Genomic DNA, 2,560 nt, shown 5'->3' with positions numbered 1-2,560 from the left:
ACCCACCGGCAGCACCGGTGCGACCGGGGCCGCCGCGAAAGCCATCCAGGTGGCGCTCGCCCAACTCGGCGACCCCTACGTCTTCGGTGCCGAAGGACCGAACGCTTTCGACTGCTCCGGCCTGATGCAATATGCGGCGGCAGCCGCCGGTGTGCGGATTCCGCGAGTCGCGGCCGACCAATACCGGACACTGCCCAAGGTGAATCCCAGGGATATCCGGCCCGGTGATCTCATTTTCCCGTCGAGTTCGTTCAAGGGGCCGAACAACCCGGGCCACGTCATCATGTACATCGGCAACGGCATGTGCGTCGAAGCTCCCCGCACCGGTGGCCACGTCCAGTACCGGAAACTACCCGGCAGTTACGCGGCCGCGCGGTGGGCGTGACCAGTTGATCCGGCGTGCCCTCTGTTCCTGGCCGCCGCACCGGAACCGATCCTCCGCGACCGGCGTCAGTACCCCACGTACGAGCCGCCGCCGCGCATCTGCACGATTCCCGGCACATTGCTGACCGACCCGTAACGTTCGATGGCATACCGGACGCCCGCGACGATATTGTCCACCGGATTCCAGATGTCGCGATGTCCCGGAACGGAATACGCGTTGAACGTCGGATCGATGGTCTGCATCAGGCCTTTCGACGGAATGCCTGCCGCGGCGTTGCTGTCCCAGAGATTGATGGCATTCGGGTTACCGCCGGACTCGTGCTGGATGATCGCCGCGATGTCGGCCGGATCGATCTGGCGCGTGTCGTAGCCGTGCTGACGCAACACCTGCAAGGCTTCGTTGATCCATTGCCCCTGCTGGCCCGACGGCCGCGTGCGTGGCGGACCGCTGCTGGGCCCGTGCATGCCGGAGTGCGACGTCCGGCGGGGCCGCCGTGGCTGGACGGGACGCGACTCGCGCAGGTAGCGGTCCGCCAGAGCAGCCACCCGATCGGCAGTCAGCACTGTAGCGGCCTGCCCCTGGCCGAGCACGGTTCCCGCCCGTTGCAAGGCATTGTCCAAGGTGGAGATCACCAACTGCCTGCTCGCGTTGGCGTCCTGGATCTTGCCGAGCGCGGTCAGGGCGGTGTTCACCTCGGCGATGATCGCTCCGATCGCGGCGCGTCCCTGCGTGCTGTTGTCGACGGCGCCACCCAGGATGCGTTCCAGCTCGGCGTTCATCGACTGTGTCGCATCGCCGTGGCGTGCTCGATTCAGATTGCTGTCGGCATACCGAGAACCGAGCGCACCGTCCCACACGACAGGTCCGCTCGGTCGCGCCGCGTCGAGATCGGGCGCCGCGTACGGCTGTCCCGTCACGGCAGTCGGCGGACCGTCACCATATTGGGCGGCGATGGCCGCCAACGCGCCCATCGCCGCGGCCGCCATGGGCGTGGACGAGCCCGCCATGCCGAGCGCGTCCGAGCGCGGAACGGAGGTGGAACCCGAAGCCGGGGAGGTCGTCTCGGATGCCGACGGCGCGTTCTGGGTGCGCCCCTGAGCCGTCGCGCCGGCCGGCGCCGCCGCGGCGGCCGCACCTGGCTGCGGCCGCGGGATCGGGGTGGGAGCGCCGCGCGTCGCGGACTTGGCGGGGCGGTGCGGCGCGGTGGTGGCGCTCGCACGCACGTCGCGAGGATCGCCGGGATCATCGGGATCTCGCTCGGGGCCAGAGCGATCCGTCGGAGCCATCAGTTCCCCCGCTGCGCGCGGACACTACGCACGGTGACCACAGAGGCAGCCATGATTCACCTTCCGCCGGATCCCGGTACGCGCGCTGCCGATCGCCGGACACGATCGGTGCGTGCTGGAGCCGGAGGAGTTCGCAGCCGACGCGGCAGCGACGTGGTGATCCGCGCCGATGCGGTGAACTCGTGCCGCCTTGCCCGGCTGTCGGCTCACCCGACTCGGAATGCCTCTTCCCCGGCACTCGTCCCGAAGCGTATCCGCAGCTTAATGCAGGTATCTCCCGAGTACGCGCATGCTGTTCCCGCTTGCGGGAATACCGGTGCCCACGTCCCGGCACGCGACCGCGGACAGCCGCGCGGCACGTCGGTGAAAGAAGGCGTCGGTGAAAGAGGGCACTGAGCGACCGGCGAAGGCCGGGTGAGGTCAAACAGCGACGTTACGCATCGCCGAGGCGATGCTGTTGGCGTAGGCGATGCGCTGCCCTCTCGCCTCACCGGAGCTTCTTTCGTAATACTGATCGAAGACCGCCGCCGCGTGGGCGGGCGTCCGCGCGGCCCGGAGATATCCGTACGCGGTGGATTCGTTGCTGCGCAATTCGGCCATCATGAAATCGACTTGGACCTTCCAGTCGGTGACCGGCTTCCCGCGAGCTGCCGCGAATCGCTCCAGGGCCTGTCGTCGTCCACCCCGCCATTGGCACAGACCGATAGCGCCTTCGCCCGGGTTGTACGCGCTGGTTTTGAAACCCGACTCGACCTGAATATTGCCCACGATCCCCGCGGCCTGCGCAGGCGTGAGTCCGTGTTTCGAGATGAGGTAGCGATAGACGTCCGCCGGATTGGCGTTGGAGCCCCCGGGGATGTTGTCGGCGCTGCCGGTGTTGCCGGTGTTG

The 2,560-nt window shown here is 68.0% G+C and carries 3 protein-coding genes; 1 reads left to right on the top strand and 2 read right to left on the bottom strand.

The window, feature by feature from the left end; translation table 11 throughout:
- The coding region (locus IU450_RS39150) for a C40 family peptidase (protein WP_195154761.1) at window positions 1-385 on the top strand (385 nt) is incomplete at its 5' end.
- Window positions 386-450: 65 nt separating this feature from the next.
- Here IU450_RS39150 and IU450_RS39145 read toward each other — a convergent pair.
- Window positions 451-1,608: a transglycosylase SLT domain-containing protein gene (locus tag IU450_RS39145; protein WP_324197986.1), complete on the bottom strand. Its 1,158-nt coding sequence runs from the start codon at window positions 1,606-1,608 to the stop codon at window positions 451-453.
- A 483-nt stretch (window positions 1,609-2,091) separates the two neighbouring features.
- Window positions 2,092-2,560: phage tail tip lysozyme (locus IU450_RS39140; protein WP_228835757.1), on the bottom strand; the 469-nt coding region annotated here is incomplete at its 5' end.

Origin of the sequence: Nocardia abscessus (genome assembly GCF_015477775.1) — a bacterium.
GTDB lineage: Bacteria > Actinomycetota > Actinomycetes > Mycobacteriales > Mycobacteriaceae > Nocardia > Nocardia abscessus_A.
The sequence above is the reverse complement of the archived record's forward strand: the minus strand, read 5'-3'. Positions and strand labels throughout refer to the sequence as shown.